This is a genomic window from Streptomyces sp. L2 (assembly GCF_004124325.1).
Taxonomy (GTDB): domain Bacteria; phylum Actinomycetota; class Actinomycetes; order Streptomycetales; family Streptomycetaceae; genus Streptomyces.
Genome location: NZ_QBDT01000001.1, coordinates 5,985,532 through 6,004,420 on the forward strand (window position 1 = coordinate 5,985,532; position 18,889 = coordinate 6,004,420).

Here is an 18,889-nt window from a genome sequence, read left to right on the forward strand (position 1 = left end):
TGGGGACCATGACCAGTTCGCCCGCCCGTCGCCCGACCACCACCCCTGATGGAGGCGCTTCGCGCCGCAGTGCTCCGCCCACCAGCCTGGACCCCGAGATCGCCGCGCGGCTCAAGCGCGGTGCCGACGGGCTCGTCCCCGCCATCGCCCAGCAGTACGACACCGGTGAGGTGCTGATGCTCGGCTGGATGGACGACGAGGCGCTGCACCGCACGCTGACCACCGGCCGCTGCACCTACTGGTCCCGCAGCCGCCAGGAGTACTGGGTCAAGGGCGACACCTCCGGGCACGTCCAGTGGGTGAAGTCCGTCGCCCTGGACTGCGACGCGGACACGCTGCTGGTCAAGGTCGACCAGGTGGGCGCAGCCTGCCACACGGGCGACCGCACCTGCTTCGACGCCGACGTGCTGACCGGGGACACCGGGTCCGTCGCACCGGCCCGGAATCAGTAGGGTCTGCCGCCATGGACCTCGAGACGTTCCGCAAGCTCGCCGGCGACCGGCGGGTCATCCCGGTCACGCGCAAGCTCCTCGCCGACGGCGACACCCCGGTCGCGCTGTACCGCAAGCTCGCCGCCGAACGCCCCGGCACCTTCCTGCTGGAGTCCGCCGAGAACGGCCGCACCGCGTTCCAGTGGTCCCGGTACTCCTTCGTCGGCGTCCGCTCGGCCGCCACCCTCACCTCCCGCGACGGCCAGGCCCACTGGCTCGGCACTCCTCCCGTCGGCGTCCCCACCGACGGCGACCCGCTCGCGGCCCTGCGCGCCACCATCCAGGCCCTGCACACCCCGCACCAGGAGGGCCTGCCGCCCTTCACCGGCGGCATGGTCGGCTACCTGGGCTACGACATCGTCCGCCGCCTGGAGAAGATCGGCCCCGGCGACCGGGACGACCTGGGGCTGCCCGAGCTGACCATGCTCCTCACCAGCGACCTCGCGGTCCTGGACCACTGGGAGAACTCGGTCCTGCTGATCGCCAACGCGATCAACCACAACGACCTCGACACCGGCGTCGACGAGGCCTACGCCGACGCCGTGGCCCGCCTCGACGCCATGGAGGCGGACCTCGGCCGCCCGGTCGCCCAGCCCCCCGCGCTGCTGCCGCCCTCCGAGCTGCCCGAGTACACCGCCCGCTGGGGCGGCCCGGACTTCCAGGCCGCCGTCGAGGACATCAAGGAGCGCATCCGGGCCGGCGAGGCCTTCCAGGTCGTCCCCTCCCAGCGCTTCGAGACACCGTGCACGGCGAGCGCCCTCGACGTCTACCGCGTCCTCAGGGCCACCAACCCCTCGCCGTACATGTACCTGTTCCGCTTCGACGGCTTCGACGTCGTCGGCTCCTCGCCCGAGGCCCTCGTCAAGGTCGAGGACGGGCGCGCGATGGTCCACCCCATCGCCGGCACCCGGCACCGCGGCGCCACCCCGCAGGAGGACCAGGCCCTCGCCGAGGAACTCCTCGCCGACCCCAAGGAACGCGCCGAGCACCTGATGCTCGTCGACCTCGGCCGCAACGACCTGGGCCGGGTCTGCGAACCGGGCTCGGTGGAGGTCGTCGACTTCATGTCCGTCGAGCGGTACTCGCACGTGATGCACATCGTCTCCACCGTCACCGGCCGCGTCGCCGAGGGCCGTACGGCGTTCGACGTGCTCACCGCCTGCTTCCCCGCGGGCACGCTCTCCGGTGCCCCCAAGCCGCGCGCGATGCAGATCATCGACGAACTGGAGCCGTCCCGGCGCGGACTGTACGGCGGCTGCGTCGGCTACCTGGACTTCGCGGGCGACTCCGACACCGCCATCGCCATCCGTACGGCCCTGCTCCGGGACGGCACGGCCCACGTGCAGGCGGGCGCCGGCATCGTCGCCGATTCCGACCCGGTCGCGGAGGACACCGAGTGCCGCAACAAGGCGGCGGCCGTCCTCCGCGCGGTCCACACGGCCAACCGGCTCGGGTCCGAGAGGTCCTGAAGCCGTCCTGGGGCTGCGTTGACATGCCCCGGGTGACCGTTCGCCCAGGGGTCAGGCGATAGTGGAGTACGTGACTGCCGTACCTCACCCCCGTTCCGAAGCCGCCGCACCCGACCGGTCCGGCCGCCGGAGCCTCGCCCTCGCCCTGCTGTGCGGGGCCCTCGGCGCGGCCGTGGCCCTGCTCGCGACCCGGCAGCGCTGGGCGGCGGGCACCGCCTCGGTGGCCGGCGGCGCCTTCCCGCTGACCGCCAAGGGCAGCGACGTCACGGGCGTCCCCGCGGCCCTGGCCATCGTGGGCCTCGCCGCGCTCGTCGCAGTGTTCGCCGTGCGCCGGGCCGGCCGCCTCGTCGTCTCCGGGGTGCTCGCCCTGTCCGGCGCCGGCATCGTCGTCGCCGCGCTGCTCGGTGCCTCCGACAGCTCCGCGCTGGACGAGAAGGCCGCCCGGGCCAGCGGCGACACGTCCGCCACGGTCGCCACGCTCAGCCATACCGGCTGGCCCTGGGTCGCCGTCGCCGGCGGCGCCCTGATCCTGCTCGCCGGGCTGCTCGCCCTGCGCTACGGCAGCCGCTGGCCCGCCATGTCCGGCCGCTACGAGCGGGGCACCGACCGCCCCCGCCGCCGGCCCCGGCCCGCCGACCCCGAGCGCCCCGAGGAGATCTGGAAGGCCCTGGACCGGGGCGAGGACCCCACCGGCACCTGAGCCCGGACCGGCCGGCCCCGGCGGCCGACCCGGCACCCCGTGGGAGCGCCCTCGCCGCGGTGTGGCGAACCAGACGCGAACTGGAGGCCACCCCCGCTCACGGCACGCGCGGGCGTACGGGACAATGGACGACGAGCGTCCGGCTTCGGACAGTGCGGACGGGCTCGGAAACGCTACGACACGTACAAGCAACGAGGAGCAAGTCATGGCGGACAGCAGCCACGGTCACACCCCGGCCGCCTGGACCGGCGTCATCATCGCCTTCATAGGTTTCTGCGTCTCGGGCGCGTTCATGGTGATGGACCAGCCGGTCGGCTTCTGGGCGGGCATGGTCCTCGTGATCGGCGGCGCTGTCGTGGGCGGCATCATGCGCCTCATGGGCCTGGGCCAGCAGAAGCGCTCCGCCGTCGGCCAGCGCACCACGCCCGCCGCGACGCGCGAGCCGGCCGGCGCCGAGAGCTGACCGCGAGACGCCTCCCGAGGGGCGGTCCGGCATCCCACGAGGGGTGCGGGGCCGCCCCTCGCGCGCGTCCCGGGCACGGGCGGGGCAGAATGCCTGCGTGACCGCCGACAGCCGTACCCCCGCGCGCATGGCTCCACAGACCGCCGTACCCCTGGCGCCGTACGCCGCCCCGCAGCCGGGCCCGCATGCGGTTCCGCACCCGGGACCGTACGCCGTCCCCCATCCGGGCCCGTACGCCGACCGGCCGTACGCCGGCCCGTCCCAGGGCCCGCCCGGCTCCCTGTGGAGCCGGCTCGCCGTGCCGGCCGGGCTGCTCGCGGCCGTCGCCGGGGCGTTCGCCTACGTCGGCTCCGTCGACCCGAACCACCCCGGGCACTACCCGGTCTGCCCGCTGTACGCGTTCACCGGGCTGTACTGCCCCGGCTGCGGCGGTCTGCGCAGCGCGCACGCGTTCATCCACGGGGACTTCCTCGCCGCCCTGCAGGACAACGTGTTCGGCGTGGCCGCCTACCTCGGGTTCGCGGTGCTGTGGGTCGTCTGGGTGGTCCGCGCCGTCCGCGGGCGGCCGATGCGGCTGCAGCTCGGCACCCGGCAGATGTGGGCCGTCGGGGCGGTGCTGATCGTCTTCTCGGTGGTCCGGAACCTGCCGTTCGGCGGCTGGCTGCATCCTTGACGCGGCGGCGGACGTCCAGGTACTGGGACCGCCGTCCACCGGATGCGGGGCCTTTGCCGACCTCCGGATACCATCGCAGTGACCACGGGTTTTCACACCTTGAAGGAACAACCGTCTGAAAGGGGGCCGCTCGCGTGAGTGTGCTCGACGAGATCCTCGACGGAGTCCGTGCCGACCTCGCGGAGCGGCAGGCGCGCGTCAGCCTCGACGAGCTCAAGGAGCGTGCCGCCAAGGCCCGGCCCGCCAAGGACGGGGTCGCCGCGCTGAAGGGCGACGGCGTCAAGGTCATCTGCGAGGTCAAGCGTTCCAGCCCCTCCAAGGGCGCGCTCGCCGCGATCGCCGACCCCGCCGCGCTCGCCGGGGACTACGAGGCGGGCGGCGCCGCCGTCATCTCCGTGCTCACCGAGCAGCGCCGCTTCGGCGGCTCGCTGGCCGACCTGGAGGCCGTCCGCGCGCGCGTGGACATCCCGGTCCTGCGCAAGGACTTCGTCGTCACGTCGTACCAGCTGTGGGAGGCCCGCGCGTACGGCGCCGACCTCGTGCTGCTGATCGTCGCGGCGCTGGAGCAGCCGGCCCTGGAGTCGCTGATCGAGCGGGCCGGGTCCATCGGGCTGACCCCGCTGGTCGAGGTGCACGACGAGGACGAGGTCGAGCGGGCCGTGGACGCGGGCGCCCGGGTGATCGGCGTCAACGCGCGGAACCTGAAGACGCTGGAGGTCGACCGCGGCACGTTCGAGCGGGTCGCCCCGGAGATCCCGGACCACCTGGTACGGGTCGCCGAGTCGGGTGTGCGCGGGCCGCACGACCTCATCGCGTACGCCAACGCGGGCGCCGACGCCGTACTGGTGGGCGAGTCCCTCGTCACCGGGCGCGACCCGAAGGCCGCCGTGTCCGACCTGGTCGCCGCCGGCGAGCATCCCGCGCTGCGGCACGGGCGGGGCTGAGCGTTCGGTAGGCTGACGCCGATGAAGCTTCCGATCACCTCCCTGGCGCCGCGGGACCCGTATGCCCGCCTCGCCCGGGGCTGCCGCCCCCGCGGCTGCCGGGCTCCCGCACGGCGGGTGCACGGGCGCCGGGTGCGGTATGTGATCGGCGACGAGCCGGGCCAGGTGAACGGGATGCGATGGCGTACGGCCGCGTGCGCGCCCCTCGGGGGGCTCCGCCCCCCGAACCCCCCGGCCTCGCCCACCCACCACTCGACTCGGTCGGCTGAATGGGCACCGGCCCGGGTTCCCGCTCCGGTCGGCTGAATGGGCACCGGCCCGGGTTCCCGCCCCGGTCGGCTGAAAATGCAGCGGTCGGGCACCGCAGCGCACGCGTACCCGCAGTCCATGTTCCGTACGCCCCTGCGAGGTATCCGTATGTCCAGTGAGTTCTTCATCCCCGACCCGGAGGGTCAGGTCCCCACGCCCGAGGGCTATTTCGGCGCGTTCGGCGGCAAGTTCATCCCGGAGGCCCTCGTCGCCGCCGTGGACGAGGTCGCCGTCGAGTACGACAAGGCCAAGTCCGACCCCGAGTTCGCCCGCGAGCTGAACGAGCTGATGGTCGACTACACCGGCCGTCCCAGCGCGCTGACCGAAGTGCCGCGGTTCGCCGGGCACGCCGGCGGCGCCCGGATCTTCCTGAAGCGGGAAGACCTCAACCACACCGGCTCCCACAAGATCAACAATGTCCTCGGCCAGGCCCTGCTCACCAAGCGCATGGGCAAGACCCGGGTCATCGCCGAGACCGGCGCAGGCCAGCACGGCGTGGCGACGGCGACCGCCTGCGCGCTGTTCGGCCTCGACTGCACCATCTACATGGGCGAGATCGACACCAAGAGGCAGGCCCTCAACGTCGCCCGCATGCGCATGCTCGGCGCCGAGGTCGTCGCGGTGAAGTCCGGCAGCCGCACCCTCAAGGACGCCATCAACGAGGCGTTCCGCGACTGGGTCGCCAACGTGGACCACACGCACTACCTGTTCGGCACGGTCGCGGGCCCCCACCCCTTCCCGGCGATGGTCCGCGACTTCCACCGCGTGATCGGCGTCGAGGCGCGGCGGCAGCTGCTGGAGCGCGCGGGCCGCCTCCCCGACGCCGCCATCGCCTGCGTCGGCGGCGGCTCCAACGCCATCGGCCTCTTCCACGCCTTCATCCCCGACGCGGGCGTACGCCTCATCGGCTGCGAGCCCGCCGGTCACGGCATCGAGACCGGTGAGCACGCCGCCACCCTCTCGGCCGGTGAGCCCGGCATCCTGCACGGCTCGCGGTCGTACGTCCTCCAGGACGACGAGGGCCAGATCACCGAGCCGTACTCGATCTCGGCCGGCCTGGACTACCCGGGCATCGGCCCGGAGCACTCCTACCTCAAGGACAGCGGCCGCGGCGAGTACCGCGCGGTCACCGACGACGCCGCCATGCAGGCCCTGCGCCTGCTGTCGCGCACCGAGGGCATCATCCCGGCCATCGAGAGCGCCCACGCCCTCGCCGGCGCCCTGGAGGTCGGCCGGGAACTGGGACCGGACGGGCTGATCGTCGTCAACCTGTCCGGCCGCGGCGACAAGGACATGGACACCGCCGCCCGGTACTTCGGCCTCTACGACACCGACGCCGAGGTCGCGGCCGACGCGGCCGACACCGCAGAGATCGAGGGGGACGCCAAGTGAGCGGGAACATTCAGCTGCTGACCGACACCCTCGCCGCCGCCAAGGCGGAGGGCCGGGCCGCGCTCATCGCCTACCTGCCCGCCGGGTTCCCGACCGTGGACGGCGGCATCGAGGCCGTCAAGGCGGCCTTCGACGGCGGCGCCGACGTCGTCGAGGTGGGCCTGCCGCACAGCGACCCGGTCCTGGACGGCCCGGTCATCCAGACCGCCGACGACATCGCGCTGCGCGGCGGCGTCCGGATCGCGGACGTCATGCGGACCGTCCGGGAGGCCCACGAGGCCACCGGCAAGCCGGTCCTGATCATGACGTACTGGAACCCCATCGACCGCTACGGCGTCGAGCGCTTCACCGCCGAACTCGCCGAGGCGGGCGGGGCGGGCTGCATCCTGCCCGACCTGCCGGTCCAGGAGTCCGCCCTGTGGCGGGAGCACGCCGACAAGCACGGCCTCGCGACCGTGTTCGTCGTCGCCCCCAGCAGCAAGGACCAGCGGCTCGCGCAGATCACCGCGGCCGGCAGCGGCTTCGTCTACGCGGCCTCCCTCATGGGGGTCACGGGCACGCGCGAGTCCGTCGGCGCGCAGGCCCAGGACCTGGTGGAACGCACCCGGGCCACCGGCACCGACGTGCCGGTCTGCGTCGGCCTCGGCGTCTCCAACGCCGCCCAGGCCGCCGAGGTGGCCGGCTTCGCCGACGGCGTGATCGTCGGCTCGGCGTTCGTGAAGCGCATGCTGGACGCCCCCGACCACGCGGCCGGCCTCGACGCCGTCCGCGCGCTCGCCGGGGACCTCGCGAAGGGCGTGCGCGGACAGGCGTGACCGCGACGTAGGGGCTGACTTAACGGTCGGTACCTCTCCGTAACGGACATTCGGTCACTCGAACGGGTGGACCTTGGACCGGGGAGGCGCGCTGCGCCTTCCCGGTTCGTTCTGAGGGGTGTGAGCGAGAAGAACCGTGACGGAAAGCGCACCGCCCGGGAGCGGCTGGCGGTCGAGCGCGAGAAGCAGAAGTCCGCGGAGAAGCGGCGGCGCACGCTGATCGTGGGCGCGAGCGTGGTCTGCGTCCTCGGCCTCGCGGCGGTGATCGGCGTGGTCGCCGCGAACGCCGGCAAGGACAAGGGCAGCAGCGCCGGACCGGTCGTCGCGCCCTCCGGCGCGCAGGGCAAGGACAGCCTCGCCATCCCCGTCGGCAAGGACAGCGCCAAGTCCACGCTCACGGTCTGGGAGGACTTCCGCTGCCCGGCCTGCAAGGCCTTCGAGGCGGCGTACCGGCCGACGCTGCACGAGCTGGCGGACTCCGGCAAGCTCAGGATCGAGTACCACCTGGTCCGGCTGATCGACGGAAACACCAACGGCAAGGGCTCCCTGCACGCGGCGAACGCGGCGGCCTGCGCCCAGGACGCCGGAAAGTTCCGCGACTACCACGACGTGCTGTACGAGAACCAGCCCGAGGAGAGCGACGACGCCTTCGCGGACGACGCCAAGCTGATCCAGCTGGCCGGCAAGGTGCCCGGCCTGGACACCCCCGCGTTCCGGGCCTGCGTCAAGGACGGCAAGCACAACGCCTGGGTGAACAAGTCGCACCAGGCGTTCGAGGCCGGCAAGTTCGGCGGCACGCCCACGGTCCTGCTCGGCGACAAGAACATCTACCAGGACCAGACGATGACCCCGGCCAAGCTGAAGCAGATGGTGGAGGCGGCCGACCAGGGGTAAGGGAAATCCCGAGGATTCTCATGTCCCTGTTATGGAGCCGTAGCCGGGCTGGTTGCCGTCGCCCCCGCCCGGCACGGTAGCGTCGACCTTGCCATGGAACTTGCCTACATTCCCAGCCCGTCGCACGGGGTGCTCTACCTCGGCCCCATTCCGCTGCGCGGGTACGCCTTCTGCATCATCATCGGCGTCTTCCTCGCCGTCTGGCTCGGCAACAAGCGCTGGGTCGCCCGCGGCGGGCGACCCGGCACGGTCGCCGACATCGCGGTCTGGGCCGTCCCCTTCGGCCTCGTCGGCGGCCGGCTCTACCACGTGATCACGGACTACGAGCTGTACTTCAGCCCCGGCCGTGACTGGGTGGACGCCTTCAAGGTCTGGCAGGGCGGCCTCGGCATCTGGGGCGCGATCGCGCTCGGCGCGCTCGGCGCGTGGATCGGGGCGCGGCGCCGCGGCATCCCGATGCCCGCGTACGCCGACGCCGTGGCGCCCGGCATCGCCTTCGCCCAGGCCTGCGGCCGCTGGGGCAACTGGTTCAACCAGGAGCTGTACGGGCGCGAGACGCATGTTCCGTGGGCGCTGCACATCACCTCCTCCGAGGGCGGCCGGGTGCCGGGCTACTACCACCCGACCTTCCTGTACGAGTCCCTGTGGTGCATCGGCGTCGCCTTCCTGGTCATCTGGGCCGACCGCCGCTTCAAGCTGGGCCACGGGCGGGCCTTCGCCCTGTACGTAGCGTCCTACTGTGTCGGCCGGGGCTGGATCGAGTACATGCGCGTCGACGACGCCCACCACATCCTCGGCCTCCGCCTGAACGACTGGACCGCGATGATCGTGTTCCTGCTGGCGGTGACGTACATCGTGGTGTCCTCGAAGCTGCGGCCGGGCCGGGAGGCCGTGGTCGAGCCGGGTGCCTCCGGCGGTTCGGCGGAGGGGGCGGATGTCGCCGAGGGTGACTCCGTCGGAAAGGCCGGTGAGGAGCCCGAGTCCGAGTCAGGTTTCGAGCCCGAGCCCGAGTCCGATGCGGCAGAGGCCAAGGACGAGGCCGCTTCGGCGCCGAAGAAGAGCTGAGCGCTGCTGCTTGTACGACGCTGAGGGCGCCCCGGGTCACCCGGGGCGCCCTCAGCGTTCGCGAGGGGGCGGGTGCCGCCCAGTCCGGCACCGCCGGTCCACGCCGCCGTGGCGGGCCGCCGTCGCGGCGGGATGAAGATGAACGGAGTCGAGGGCGTTCATGGTCTGGTGGGGGCCAGGGAGAGGGTTCTGTGGGCTGTGGCTACTACTGCCGCGTCGATGAAGCGGCCGTCGGGGAGGGCTTGGGCGCCCTCGGTTGTCGTCGCCGCCTTGATGATCTCTTCCGCTTGTTCGATCTCGGCAGGGCCGGGGAGGTAGGCCTGGCGGATCACCGGCAGTTGGCGGGGGTGGATCGCCGCCCGGCCCAGGAAGCCGAGGGCGCGGCCGTGGGCGCAGCCGGCGGCGAGGCCGTCGAGGTCGCGGATGTCGGGGTGGACCGACTGGGACGGCGGGGCCAGGCCCGCCGCGCGGGCGGCGACGACCACGCGGGAGCGCGGCCAGTCCAGGCCCGCCTCACCCCGGACGCCCAGGTCGGCCCGCAGGTCCGCCTCGCCGAGGGCGATGCCCCGCACGGCCGGATGCGCGGTGGCGATCGCGTACGCCCGCTCGACGCCGAGGGCCGTCTCCAGCAGCGCGTACAGCGGGAGCGGGGTGGCCACGGCGACCCGCAGCACCTCCTCCGGGGACGTCACCTTCGGCAGCCGTAGCCCGGACAGGCCCCGCAGGGACGGCAGGGTGGCCAGTTCCGCCTCGGCCCACGGTGTGCCCAGTGCGTTGAGCCGGACGTGGACCGGGACCTGCTGGGCCTCGCCGAGCAGCTCGGCGGTGGCGGCGCGGGCGTACTCCTTGCGGTCGGGGGCGACCGCGTCCTCCAGGTCGATCACCACCACGTCCGCGCCCGCCGCCAGCGCCTTGGCCACGATGTGCGGGCGGTCGCCGGGGGCGTAGAGCCAGGTGAGCGGGAACGGGGTCACAGGGCGCCCTCCTCGCGCAGGGCGCGCAGCTCCGCCGGGGTCAGGCCCAGCTCGCCGAGCACGGCGTCGGTGTCGGCGCCGTGCGGCCGGCCGGCCCAGCGGATCGTGCCTGGTGTCGACGACAGCCGGAACAGGACGTTCTGCATGCGCAGCGGGCCCAGCTCGGGGTCGTCGACGGTGGTGACCGTGTGCAGCGCCTGGTACTGCGGGTCGGTCATGACCTCGCGGACGTCCTGGACGGGCGCCGCCGCCGCCTCCGCCTTCTCGAACGCCGTCAGCACCTCGGTGCGGGGCCGGGCGGAGATCCACGCGCCGACCGCCTCGTCCAGGACGCCGGCGTGCGCTGCCCGCTCGGCCCCGGTGGCGAACCACGGCTCGTCGATCAGCTCGGGGCGCCCCACCAGCCGTAGCACCCGTTCCGCCACCGACTGCGCGGAGGTGGACACGGCGACCCAGTGGCCGTCGGCCGTGCGGTAGGTGTTGCGCGGGGCGTTGTTCGCGGACCGGTTGCCGGTGCGCTCCTGGACGTAGCCCAGCTGGTCGTACCAGGTCGGCTGCGGTCCCAGCACGGCGAGGATCGGCTCGATGATCGCCATGTCCACGACCTGCCCCTCGCCGGTGCGCTCCCGGGCGGCCAGCGCGGTCAGCACCGCGTACGCCGTCGCCAGGCCCGCGACGGAGTCGGCGAGACCGAACGGCGGCAGCGTGGGCGGGGCGTCCGGCTCGCCGGTCACCGCCGCGAAGCCGCTCATCGCCTCGGCGAGGGTGCCGAAACCGGGCCGGTGCGCGTACGGGCCGAACTGGCCGAAGGCCGTGACCCGGGTCAGGACCAGCCGCGGGTTGGCCGCGGACAGCACCTCCCAGCCCAGGTCCCACTTCTCCAGCGTGCCGGGGCGGAAGTTCTCGACGATCACGTCGGCGGTGGCGGCGAGCCTCAGGAGGGTGGCACGGCCGCCCCGCTTCGACAGGTCGAGGGTGATCGCGCGTTTGTTGCGGCCCAGCACCTTCCACCACAGGCCGACACCGTCCTTCGCCGGCCCGTGCCCGCGGGACGGGTCCGGCCGCCCCGGATGCTCGACCTTGATCACCTCGGCGCCGAAGTCACCGAGCAGGGTGGCGGCCATCGGCCCGGCGAACAGGGTCGCCAGGTCCAGGACGCGCAGGCCGTCCAGCGGGGTGCCGCAGGTGCCCGTGTCCGTGTCTGGAGTCGTCGGGGTCGCGTTCATGCCGTGTACTGCGCCTCGATCTCGGGGCGGTACGGCATCGAAGCCGACGCGCCTTCCCGCTGCACGGAGAGCGCCGCCGCGGCCGCCGCCCAGGTCAGCGCCTCCCGCACCGGTTTCTCCTCGGCGAGGGCGACGGCGAGCGCGCCGGCGAAGGTGTCGCCCGCGCCCGTGGAGTCGACGGCGGTCACCTGCCGCGCGGGCACCACCAGCGGCTCCGTCCCCCGGGCCAGGTACAGGCTGCCGGCCTCGCCCAGGGTGACCACCACCTCCGGTACGAGATCGAGCAGGGCGGCGGCCGCGGCGCGCGGGTCGGTGAGTCCGGTGAGGGTGATCGCCTCGTACTGGTTGGGCACCAGCAGGTCGGTCACCGCGAGCAGTTCGGGTGGCAGTGGCTGGGCGGGGGCCGGGGTGAGGACCGTACGGACCCCGTGCCGGTGGGCCGCCTGGGCGCCGGCGACGACGGCGGCGAGCGGGATCTCCAGTTGCAGCAGCAGCGCGTCGGCGGACGCGAGGACACCCTCGTCGCCGGGGGAGAGGTGGTCGACCGTGCCGTTGGCGCCGGGGATGACGACGATGGAGTTGCCGCCCTCGTCGTCGACCACGATGTGCGCGGTGCCGGACGGGCCCTCGACCGTGCGCAGGAAGTCCGTGTCCACACCGGAGTGTTCGAGGGTGGCGCGCAGCCGCACGCCGAACGCGTCGTTGCCGACCGCGCCGATCATCGAGACGGTGGCGCCGGCGCGGGCGGCGGCGATCGCCTGGTTGGCGCCCTTGCCGCCGGGGATCGTACGGAACTCCCGTCCCGTGACGGTCTCGCCGCGCTGCGGGGCCTTGGCGACATAGGTGACCAGGTCCATGTTCGTGCTGCCGAGGACGGCGATGTGGGTCATGTGCGGGTCGCCTCCAGGTGGGTGAGGTGGGCGAGGGTGTCGAAGCCGGTGCCGTCGAAGTCGGCGACGGTGGTGGCGAGACGGTTCTTCAGCGGGGTCCGCCAGCGGTCGGGGAGCGCGGTGGGAGTGCCCGCGAGGAGGCCGGCGATGCTGCCGGCGGTCGCGCCGTTGGAGTCGGTGTCCCAGCCGCCGGACACCGCACGGCAGATGGAGCCGGTGAAGTCGCCGTTCGCGTGGGTGAGGGCGGCGGTGATCAGGGCGGTGTTGGGGAGGGCGTGCACCCAGTGGTGGGTGCGCGCGTAGGTGGCGTGCAGTGCGTCCACGACGTCGTCGAAGTCGGCGTGGCGCTGGGCCAGTTGTAGGGCGTGGTCGATCGCCCGCGCCAGCCGGGAGCGGGGCGGGACCACCGCGCGGCCCGCGCGGAGGCAGGCGTGGACGTCGTGGGTGCCGGTGGCGGCCGTGGCGATGGTGGCCGCGATGAACATGGCCGCGTAGACGCCGTTGGCGGTGTGGGTGAGGGTGGCGTCCCGGTGCGCCTGCTCGGCGGCGGCCGCGGGGTCGCCCGGGTTCGTCCAGCCGTGCAGGTCGGCGCGGATGAGGGCGCCGATCCACTCCCGGAAGGGGTTGCGGTGGAGGGCGGTGTGCGGGGGTTCGACACCGCTGAGGAGGTTGCGCAGGGCCAGGCGTTCGGCGGTGAAGGTACGGCCGGGCGGGAGTTCGTCGAGCCACAGGGTGGCCACGTCGGTGGTGGTGAACGTCTTCCCGTGGCGCTGGAGGAGGAGCAGGTTGAGGAGCGGGTAGTTGAGGTCGTCGTCCTCGGGCATGCCGTCGATGTTCTCGGCGAGGGAGGCGGGGGCCGAGCGGCGGTTCCAGGGGTGGGCGGCGAGGAGTTCGGCGGGGACGCCCTTTGCTGTGAAGTAGGTGGTCAGGGGCCAGTTGCCGGTGGCCTGTGCGAGGGCGCGGATGGCGTGGAGGGGGAGCTTCTCGACCGGTTTGCCGAGGAGGCAGCCGATGGCGCGGCCCAGCCAGGCGGCTTCCAGGGCGGGTTCCGGGGCGGATCCCGGGGCGGCCGGGGTGGGAGCTGGGCGGGGGTGGGTTTCGCTTGCCCGCGCTTGCGGGGTGCCTCCCCCACTCTCGGCTTCGCATGAGCGGGGGGACCCCCACCGCCCACCCATGCCGCCCCTTGCGGCACGCATGCCCGCAGGCAACGGGGTGGGCCAGGTGGCCTTGATCGCTGGGAGGTCGTTGGGTTCGGAATCCGCCAGTGTGCTGGGGAGGTCGGCCAGTTCCTCCAAGAGGTCTTCCGCGAGTTGGCGGAGGTAAGGGGAGGCGCGGGTCGGGGAGGCGCCCGCTGCGGGTGGGGCGTCGGGGCCGCCGGCCGCCCGCCATCTCGCCTCGATCCGGGACGGTTCGCGGCCGTCCAGGCGGGCCTGATGCAGTTCGTGGCCGAGGAGGTCCTCCGGCTGGACCCAGGTCAGTCGGAGCATCTCGGGTCCCCGAGCCGGGCGAAGGCCTCCTCGTGGGCACGGCGCCGACGTACGTCCCGTGCGAAGATCTCGTCCGTGACCTCGGTCAGGACCCGCGCCGGTGCCCACAGGTCCAGGCGGCTCGCCTCGGCCACCGGCTTCGACCACTCCTCGGGGACGGGCGAGCCCAGGGCACCCGCGAGGGCACCGGCCATGGTGGCGATGGAGTCGCAGTCGCGGCCGTAGTTGACGGCACCGAGGACCGCGTGCCGGAAGTCGCCGCCGGAGACGAGCAACATGCCCAGCGCGACGGGGAGTTCCTCGATGGAGTGCAGGCGGGAGGGGCGGCGGGCGCCGAGGGAGGGGGCGCGGTAGTCCTCGCCGACCGTGTCGTACGGGGTGACCGCCTCGCGCAGCGGGACGAGCGCCGACTCGAAGTCGCTGTGCCGCGCGGCCACTTCGCAGACCCTCTCGATCGCCGTCCGCGTCCCGTCCTTCGCGAGGGAGAGCGCGGCGGTCACGACCGAGTCCGGGGTCGCGCCGGGTGCCGTGGCCGCCGCGACCGCCGCCGCGAGGACACCGGCCGCCTCCCGGCCGTACGACGACTGGTGCGCACCGGCGACGTCCAGCGCCTCGGCGTACGCGGCGGGCGGGTTGGCCGCGTTGACCAGGCCGACCGGGGCCATGTACATCGCCGCGCCGCAGTTGACGATGTTGCCGACGCCCGCCTCCCGGGGGTCCACGTGCCCGTAGTGCAGCCGGGCCACCAGCCACTTCTCGGCGAGGAAGACGCGGTGCAGGGGGAGAGCCTCGGCCTCCAGCTCGGGGATCCAGCGCGGGTCGGTCATCAGGTCCGGGACGAGATGATCGGCCACGGCGTACGCGTCGAGGTGGTCGCGGACGCGGGCGTAGACCCGTACCAGCGCGTGGGTCATCAAGGTGTCGTCGGTGACGTGGCCGTCGCCCTTGTGGTACGGCGCGAGGGGGCGCGCGGTGCGCCAGTCCGCTCCGTGCCAGGGGCCGACGATGCCGTGCACCCGGCCCCCGTGGCGTTCGAGGATCTGGTCCGGTGAGTAGCCCTCCACGGGGCCGCCGAGCGCGTCGCCGACGGCGGCTCCGACCAGGGCGCCGGTGATCCGCTCGTCGAGCGTGCTCGGCGGCAGCGGATCACCGCCACCAGGCCCGCCGCTTTCATCTCTTTTGGGCGTCATGCCCGGAATCATCCTCCTGGTCGGGCCGGTTGTGCGGCTTCCAGGAGTTCGGCGAGTTCCACCAGGTCGGTGCCGGTGAGGCGGGGCAGGGTGCAGCCGGGCAGGGTGCGGCAGGCGTCCCGCCAGCTCTCCGGGATCGAGGCGCCGCCGCCCAGGGCGCCGGTGAGGGCACCGGCCAGGGCGGGGGCGGAGTCGGCGACCCGGGAGAGGCAGGCGGCGGCGGGGACGGCCTCGGCGATGCGGCCCCGCGCGGCCGTGGTGAGGGCGAGGGCGACGGGGACGGTTTCGGCGGCGGCGATGCCGTAGCTGTAGACATGGTCGACGATCTGGTGTTCCAAGAGGGGGATGAGGGCGAAGGGGGAGGGGCTGTCCTGGGCCAGGGCCATCGCGTTGCGGGCGTTGCGGCCGATCTCCGTCTCCAGGGGGAGTTCGGCGAGCGCCGCGAACACGCAGGCGTCCGTGTCCGCTCCGGCGAGGGCCAGCGCCAGGGCCGCCGCCATCGCCCGGGCACCGTGGACGCCGTCGCCGTCCTGGGTGTAGCGGGCGTCGAACTCGGCGAGGTCGGCGGCGCGGGCGGGGTCTCCGGGGTGGGCGACGGCGAGGGCGCAGGCGCGGACGCAGGCGGCGTCGTCGAAGTAGTGCGGGTTGTCGTGGCCGGTGGCGGGCGGGCGCAGTCCGGTCGCGAGGTTGCCGAGTCCGGCGCGGACGGAGATGCGGGCGCGCAGCGGAAGGACGGCGGACTCGATCTCGGGGGCGCGGTCCGCCGCCGCGGCGACCTCCGAGGCGACGGCGGTCCAGGTCAGGTCGATGGCGGCACGCATACGGCGGTCCCGGCCGAGGTCGCCGAGGATGCCGTCGTCGCCGGCCCGCAGGACCGCTTCCGCGGCGAAGGCGGCCCATTCGGCGTCGTCGGAGGGGCCGAGGCGGAGGGGTTCCGGGGGCTGGTTGAGGGCGATCGGTACGGGGAGGGTGGTGGTCGCGTTCTGCTCGGCGAAGGTGTCCAGTTCGCGGGTGAGGCGGCGGGTCCACTCGGGCATGCGGGCGGCGCGGTGGCGGGCGGCGGGCCAGCCGGCGGCGTCGCCCGCGGCGAGGCCGAGGAGCAGCCCCTCGATACGGCGAGTGTGTCCCGGGCCGCGCGTCACGACGCCCCCTCACTGTCCCCGTGCCCGGCGTTTCCGGCCCCCACCAGGGGGCTCCGCCCCCTGGACCCCCGGCCCTTCGCCCACCCACCACCCGACTCGGTGGGCCGGGCGGTGGCGGGCATCGGCTCGGTGGGCCGGGCGGTGGCGGGCATCGGCTCGGCGGGATGGGAGGCAAGGGGATCGGGGGCGAGGAACTCGGTGGGCTGGGTGCCGGGCGGCTGGAGTCTCGCGGGGGGAGTGGCTGAGGGCGGGGGGCCGGTGGGGGAAGTGGCCGGGGGTAGGGGGCCGGTGGCGGGAAGAAGGTCGCTGGGCAGCAAGGTCCCGGTCGACGAAGAGACGGAAGGCAGCGGGCCCGTGCGGAGGAGGTCGGGAGGCTGGGAGGTGGCGGGCAGTGGCTCGGAGGGGCTGTAGGTGGTGTGCAAGTGGGCGGGCGGGGGCGGCAGGGGATCGGGGGCGGCCGGGCGGAGCGTGGTCGCGGCCGGGCTGGGGCGGACGGCTGAGGGTGGGGGATCGGCGGGGTGGGAGGGCGCCGCGGCCGAGTTGGGGTGGGGACCCGGTGTCGGGGGCCTGGGGGCGCTTGGGTGGGCTTTGGGACGGGTCGAGTTGAGGTGGGAGGCCGGGGGCGGGGTGGGCGTGGCTGCCGCCCATTTGCCTCCCTCCTCCGGGACCAGGAGTTCGGCCACGTCCAGGATGTGGTGGCCGGACATGGAGGGGAGGCAGCGGCCTCGGGCGGGGCCGATCGCGGCGGACCAGTCGGGCGGGATCGCGGACTCGCCGCGGGTCGCGCCGGACAGGGCGCCGGCCACCGCGGCCGTCGTATCGGCGTCGCGGCCCATGTTGACGGCCGTCAGCACCGCCTCCCGGAAGTCGCCGTCGGCCGCCGCGTACGCGCCGAAGGCGAGGGCGACCGCCTCGGGGGCCAGATCGGTCCACGGATAGCCGCCGATGACCACCGCGGAGCGGACCGCGCGTTCGCCGCGGTGGGCGACCGCGGCGGCCCGGCGCAGCGAACGGGCCGTCCAGGAGTCCTCGGGGATCGCGGCGAGGGCCGAGGCGATCACCACCGGCGGCGGCGCGCCCGTCATCGCCGCCGCCACACCCGCCGCGACCGCCTGGCCGCCGTAGATGCCCTCGCCCCCATGGCTGACCGAGCCGTCGATCGCCACCAGCCGGGCCGCCTCCCCGGGGCGGCCCGCCGCGAAGACGCCGAACGGCGCCGCCCGCATCGCCAGTCCGTCGCTCCACGCGTGCCGGTGCTGCGCCGAGATCGGGGCGGCGAGCCCCCGGCGGAGGTTCTCCAGCGTGCCGCGTTCGCTGAAGCCCGCCCCGCGGAACGGCCCCTCCGCCCGGTCGGCGATCCACTCGTGCCACGCGGCCTCCACATGGGCCGGCGTCAGCGCCGAGCCGTGCCGGGCCAGCAGCAGACCCGAGAAGATCGCGTACTCCGTGTCGTCCGTGCCCGACGGCCGCTCGGCGACGTACCCGGTGATGCGGCCCCAGCGCGCCCGGATCTCGGAGGGCTTGAGGTTCTCCGCCGGAGCCCCGAGGGCGTCGCCGACGGCCAGGCCGAGCAGCGCGCCGCGGGCCCGTTCGCGGAGTCCGGCGGCGTCCCCGGGCGCCGGGACCGGGGGGATGCAGGCGATCGATGCCATGGCGGCCTCTCCTTCAGGGCTCCACGACCCTTTGCGGATGTGTCCCACGGCGGCGGGCGCCCCCAGCCCGCGCGCCCTCAGCGTCACCCGGTCGGCATCTGAGCATGCATGATCACGTATGAGCATCCAAGGAACATCCAGCGCCTCAGGAGAAGGTAAAAGCGCAGGTTAGTGGAGCCTTTCCTTGCTGGCGGCGCACGGATTATCGGCGTAGGTTCAGTGGAGTCGAAAAGTAGAACTCGTCCAAAGTTAGCTTTGGCTAAGCTTCCTGGGGGGCCGCATGGCCATCATCGAAACCGAGGCCGCGCTCCACGAAGCGCATCGTGACAACCACACGCACCGCGACGTCAACGGCGGCTGGCTGCGCCCCGCCGTGTTCGGCGCCATGGACGGCCTGGTCTCCAACCTCGCCCTGATGACCGGCGTGGCCGGCGGCGCCGTGAGCCAGCAGACCCTCGTCATCACCGGCCTGGCCGGGCTCGCCGCCGGTGCCTTCTCCATGGCCGCCGGCGAGTACACCTCCGTCGCCTCGCAGCGCGAACTCGTGGAGGCGGAACTCGACGTCGAGCGCCGCGAGCTGCGCAAGCACCCGCAGGACGAGGAGGACGAGCTGGCCGCACTCTACGTGTCCCGCGGCGTCGAGCCCGCCCTGGCCCGGGAGGTGGCCCGGCAGCTGTCCAGGGACCCCGAGCAGGCGCTGGAGATACACGCCCGCGAGGAGCTGGGCATCGACCCCGGCGACCTGCCCTCCCCGCTGGTCGCGGCCGTCTCCTCCTTCGGCTCGTTCGCCCTGGGCGCCCTGCTCCCCGTCCTGCCGTTCCTGCTGGGCGCCACCGTCCTGTGGCCGGCCCTGCTCCTCGCCCTCGCCGGACTGTTCGGCTGCGGCGCGGTGGTGGCCAAGGTGACCGCGCGGAGCTGGTGGTTCAGCGGCCTCAGGCAGCTCGCGCTGGGCGGCGCCGCGGCCGGTGTGACGTACGCCCTGGGCACGCTGTTCGGAACGGCCGTAGGATGACGCGACCGGAACCTATGCGTGGAGTCGTATAAGTTCCCATTTCAACGGCTCATTACTCGCTGGTTTCGACTGTGTGACCACCGGGCATGAGCCGTAAGCGC

At 73.7% G+C, this 18,889-nt stretch carries 19 protein-coding genes; 12 read left to right on the plus strand and 7 right to left on the minus strand.

Annotated elements, in window-relative coordinates; translation table 11 throughout:
* Positions 1–8 precede the first annotated feature (8 nt).
* The 11 genes from hisI (at position 9) to lgt (ending at position 9,215) form a co-directional block, all read left to right on the plus strand.
* Positions 9–452, plus strand: a complete 444-nt coding sequence (gene hisI / locus DBP14_RS26735) for a phosphoribosyl-AMP cyclohydrolase (protein WP_241741042.1) — start codon at positions 9–11, stop codon at positions 450–452.
* Between the two features lie 11 nt (positions 453–463).
* Positions 464–1,960: an anthranilate synthase component I gene (locus DBP14_RS26740; RefSeq protein ID WP_129309661.1), complete on the plus strand. Its 1,497-nt coding sequence runs from the start codon at positions 464–466 to the stop codon at positions 1,958–1,960.
* Positions 1,961–2,021: 61 nt separating this feature from the next.
* Complete coding sequence (locus DBP14_RS26745; RefSeq protein ID WP_129309662.1) at positions 2,022–2,660, plus strand: TIGR02234 family membrane protein; 639 nt, start codon at positions 2,022–2,024, stop codon at positions 2,658–2,660.
* 205 nt (positions 2,661–2,865) lie between these two features.
* Positions 2,866–3,123: an HGxxPAAW family protein gene (locus DBP14_RS26750; protein ID WP_129309663.1), complete on the plus strand. Its 258-nt coding sequence runs from the start codon at positions 2,866–2,868 to the stop codon at positions 3,121–3,123.
* A 127-nt stretch (positions 3,124–3,250) separates the two neighbouring features.
* A complete protein-coding gene (locus tag DBP14_RS26755; protein ID WP_129312109.1) occupies positions 3,251–3,796 on the plus strand; it encodes a DUF2752 domain-containing protein in 546 nt (181 codons plus the stop codon).
* Between the two features lie 134 nt (positions 3,797–3,930).
* Positions 3,931–4,740 carry an indole-3-glycerol phosphate synthase TrpC gene (gene trpC, locus DBP14_RS26760; protein ID WP_129309664.1) on the plus strand — a complete coding sequence of 270 codons (810 nt, stop codon included), beginning with the start codon at positions 3,931–3,933 and terminating at the stop codon, positions 4,738–4,740.
* Between the two features lie 21 nt (positions 4,741–4,761).
* Positions 4,762–5,046 carry a hypothetical protein gene (locus DBP14_RS37475; RefSeq protein WP_347239674.1) on the plus strand — a complete coding sequence of 95 codons (285 nt, stop codon included), beginning with the start codon at positions 4,762–4,764 and terminating at the stop codon, positions 5,044–5,046.
* A gap of 111 nt (positions 5,047–5,157) precedes the next feature.
* Complete coding sequence (gene trpB / locus DBP14_RS26770) at positions 5,158–6,441, plus strand: tryptophan synthase subunit beta (RefSeq protein ID WP_129309665.1); 1,284 nt, start codon at positions 5,158–5,160, stop codon at positions 6,439–6,441.
* The gene (gene trpA, locus DBP14_RS26775) at positions 6,438–7,256 is read left to right on the plus strand and encodes a tryptophan synthase subunit alpha (RefSeq protein WP_129309666.1); all 819 of its coding nucleotides are present in this window, start codon (positions 6,438–6,440) and stop codon (positions 7,254–7,256) included. Before trpB ends, trpA begins: the two co-directional genes overlap by 4 nt.
* Before the next feature lie 120 nt (positions 7,257–7,376).
* A complete protein-coding gene (locus DBP14_RS26780; RefSeq protein WP_164992415.1) occupies positions 7,377–8,150 on the plus strand; it encodes a thioredoxin domain-containing protein in 774 nt (257 codons plus the stop codon).
* Between the two features lie 93 nt (positions 8,151–8,243).
* Positions 8,244–9,215: a prolipoprotein diacylglyceryl transferase gene (gene lgt, locus DBP14_RS26785; protein WP_129309668.1), complete on the plus strand. Its 972-nt coding sequence runs from the start codon at positions 8,244–8,246 to the stop codon at positions 9,213–9,215.
* Positions 9,216–9,373: 158 nt separating this feature from the next.
* Here lgt and DBP14_RS26790 read toward each other — a convergent pair whose 3' ends face one another.
* From DBP14_RS26790 to DBP14_RS37025, 7 genes are read right to left on the minus strand one after another with little or no spacing between them, the layout of a single operon-like run.
* The gene (locus DBP14_RS26790; protein WP_129309669.1) at positions 9,374–10,189 is read right to left on the minus strand and encodes a CoA ester lyase; all 816 of its coding nucleotides are present in this window, start codon (positions 10,187–10,189) and stop codon (positions 9,374–9,376) included.
* Positions 10,186–11,415, minus strand: coding sequence for a CoA transferase (locus DBP14_RS26795; RefSeq protein ID WP_206739360.1), 1,230 nt, complete (start codon positions 11,413–11,415; stop codon positions 10,186–10,188). The genes DBP14_RS26790 and DBP14_RS26795 overlap by 4 nt, the downstream gene beginning before the upstream one ends.
* Complete coding sequence (rbsK, locus tag DBP14_RS26800) at positions 11,412–12,305, minus strand: ribokinase (protein WP_129309670.1); 894 nt, start codon at positions 12,303–12,305, stop codon at positions 11,412–11,414. The genes DBP14_RS26795 and rbsK overlap by 4 nt, the downstream gene beginning before the upstream one ends.
* Positions 12,302–13,792, minus strand: coding sequence for an ADP-ribosylglycohydrolase family protein (locus DBP14_RS26805; protein WP_129309671.1), 1,491 nt, complete (start codon positions 13,790–13,792; stop codon positions 12,302–12,304). The genes rbsK and DBP14_RS26805 overlap by 4 nt, the downstream gene beginning before the upstream one ends.
* On the minus strand, positions 13,780–14,982 hold the full coding sequence (locus tag DBP14_RS26810; RefSeq protein WP_129309672.1) for an ADP-ribosylglycohydrolase family protein: 1,203 nt from the start codon (positions 14,980–14,982) through the stop codon (positions 13,780–13,782). The genes DBP14_RS26805 and DBP14_RS26810 overlap by 13 nt, the downstream gene beginning before the upstream one ends.
* 8 nt (positions 14,983–14,990) lie before the next feature.
* On the minus strand, positions 14,991–16,124 hold the full coding sequence (locus tag DBP14_RS26815) for an ADP-ribosylglycohydrolase family protein (RefSeq protein ID WP_129309673.1): 1,134 nt from the start codon (positions 16,122–16,124) through the stop codon (positions 14,991–14,993).
* A complete protein-coding gene (locus tag DBP14_RS37025) occupies positions 16,121–17,776 on the minus strand; it encodes an ADP-ribosylglycohydrolase family protein (protein ID WP_241741043.1) in 1,656 nt (551 codons plus the stop codon). The genes DBP14_RS26815 and DBP14_RS37025 overlap by 4 nt, the downstream gene beginning before the upstream one ends.
* A 280-nt stretch (positions 17,777–18,056) precedes the next feature.
* Here DBP14_RS37025 and DBP14_RS26825 point away from each other — a divergent pair, with 280 nt between their 5' ends.
* Positions 18,057–18,788: a VIT1/CCC1 transporter family protein gene (locus tag DBP14_RS26825; protein WP_129309674.1), complete on the plus strand. Its 732-nt coding sequence runs from the start codon at positions 18,057–18,059 to the stop codon at positions 18,786–18,788.
* Positions 18,789–18,889 lie beyond the last annotated feature (101 nt).

Coding starts and splice junctions, on each gene's coding strand:
- hisI (WP_241741042.1), top strand. CDS start 9: ATGACCAGTTCGCCCGCCCGTCGCCCGACCACCACCCCTGATGGAGGC.
- DBP14_RS26740 (WP_129309661.1), top strand. CDS start 464: ATGGACCTCGAGACGTTCCGCAAGCTCGCCGGCGACCGGCGGGTCATC.
- DBP14_RS26750 (WP_129309663.1), top strand. CDS start 2,866: ATGGCGGACAGCAGCCACGGTCACACCCCGGCCGCCTGGACCGGCGTC.
- DBP14_RS26755 (WP_129312109.1), top strand. CDS start 3,251: ATGGCTCCACAGACCGCCGTACCCCTGGCGCCGTACGCCGCCCCGCAG.
- DBP14_RS37475 (WP_347239674.1), top strand. CDS start 4,762: ATGAAGCTTCCGATCACCTCCCTGGCGCCGCGGGACCCGTATGCCCGC.
- trpB (WP_129309665.1), top strand. CDS start 5,158: ATGTCCAGTGAGTTCTTCATCCCCGACCCGGAGGGTCAGGTCCCCACG.
- lgt (WP_129309668.1), top strand. CDS start 8,244: ATGGAACTTGCCTACATTCCCAGCCCGTCGCACGGGGTGCTCTACCTC.
- DBP14_RS26795 (WP_206739360.1), bottom strand. CDS start 11,415: ATGAACGCGACCCCGACGACTCCAGACACGGACACGGGCACCTGCGGC.
- rbsK (WP_129309670.1), bottom strand. CDS start 12,305: ATGACCCACATCGCCGTCCTCGGCAGCACGAACATGGACCTGGTCACC.
- DBP14_RS26805 (WP_129309671.1), bottom strand. CDS start 13,792: ATGCTCCGACTGACCTGGGTCCAGCCGGAGGACCTCCTCGGCCACGAA.
- DBP14_RS26810 (WP_129309672.1), bottom strand. CDS start 14,982: ATGACGCCCAAAAGAGATGAAAGCGGCGGGCCTGGTGGCGGTGATCCG.
- DBP14_RS37025 (WP_241741043.1), bottom strand. CDS start 17,776: ATGGCATCGATCGCCTGCATCCCCCCGGTCCCGGCGCCCGGGGACGCC.
- DBP14_RS26825 (WP_129309674.1), top strand. CDS start 18,057: ATGGCCATCATCGAAACCGAGGCCGCGCTCCACGAAGCGCATCGTGAC.